Here is a 1,174-nt window from a genome sequence, read left to right as displayed (position 1 = left end):
CGTCTATATCTCGCATCGCATGGAGGAGATCTTCGAGCTGTGCGACACGGTGACGGTGCTGAAGGACGGCGCGCTGGTCGGCACCAGGATGGTGTCCGAGATCACCACCGACGAACTCATCGCCATGATGGTCGGACGCGAACTCCAGGACCTTTTCCCTGATCGCACCGATGACAAAGGCGACGAGATCCTGCGCGTCGAGAACCTCAGGATCACCGAGACAGCGCAGCCGCTGTCGCTGATTTTGCACAAGGGCGAGATCGTCGCCCTGGCCGGGCTGGAGGGGCAGGGCCAGCAGCGCTTCCTGAGATCGCTGATCGGCCGCTACCATCCCTTCGCCGGGACGATTTCCATCAACGGCAAAGCGCTGAAGATGCCGCTCTCGACATCTGCGGGCGTTCGTCATCTGCAGCAACTGAAGGTCGGCTTCGTGCCCGAGGACCGCAAGGAAGAGGGGCTCTTCCTCGCTTTGCCGATCGCCCACAACATCGCCATCGGATTGCATTCGAGGCGACCCGAACTTGCGCCGGCGCGACCCTATCGAAGCGTCATCGCGCACATGATGGAGGTCATGAACATAAAGGCGGCAGGGCCGTCCGCTCCGGTCGGCTCCCTGTCGGGTGGCAACCAGCAAAAGGTCTTGCTCGGCCGTTATCTTGCCGCCGATCTCGATCTTCTGCTGGTCGAGGAGCCAACCCGCGGCGTCGACATCGGCGCCAAGTCCGAGATCTACCATCTGCTGCGCGACTTCACCCGCCAGGGCGGCGCCGTGCTGGTGCTGTCTCGCGAGACGATCGAATTGATCGGGCTCTGCGACCGCATCTACGTCGTCCATCACGACACGATCGTTGCCGAAATGCCGGCAGCGCAGGCGACGGAGCACAAGATCCTCGACGCGGCCCTGATGGGCGGCTCCACGCGCCAGCATTAGGGGCCTCCATGCATCGTTCGCTGTTTAACATCTTGAGTGGCCGGAACACACGGCAAGGCCTGTGGGGCCTGCCGCTGCTAGTTGCCTTGCTCATTTCGCTCTGGCTGACGGTCGAGACGACACAGTTCGCGACGGCTGAAAACCTCTTCAACCTGGTTGCCCAGGCGATGCCGCTGATCATTGCGGCGATCGGACAGCTCGTCGTCGTGCTCATCGGCGGGCTCGATCTATCGGTCGGCTCGG

The 1,174-nt window shown here is 62.6% G+C and carries 1 protein-coding gene and 1 pseudogene; both read left to right on the top strand.

All coding sequences use genetic code 11. From position 1 onward, the window contains the following. A partial coding sequence (locus EN935_RS36895; protein ID WP_164771727.1) for an ATP-binding cassette domain-containing protein occupies window positions 1-931 on the top strand: 931 nt, incomplete at its 5' end. Between the two features lie 8 nt (window positions 932-939). Further along, window positions 940-1,174, top strand: a pseudogene (locus EN935_RS36890) (ABC transporter permease); the annotation flags it as partial.

Origin of the sequence: Mesorhizobium sp. M7D.F.Ca.US.004.03.1.1, assembly GCF_003998635.1 — a bacterium.
GTDB classification, from domain to species: domain Bacteria; phylum Pseudomonadota; class Alphaproteobacteria; order Rhizobiales; family Rhizobiaceae; genus Mesorhizobium; species Mesorhizobium loti.
This window is presented reverse-complemented; position numbering and strand designations above follow the sequence as displayed.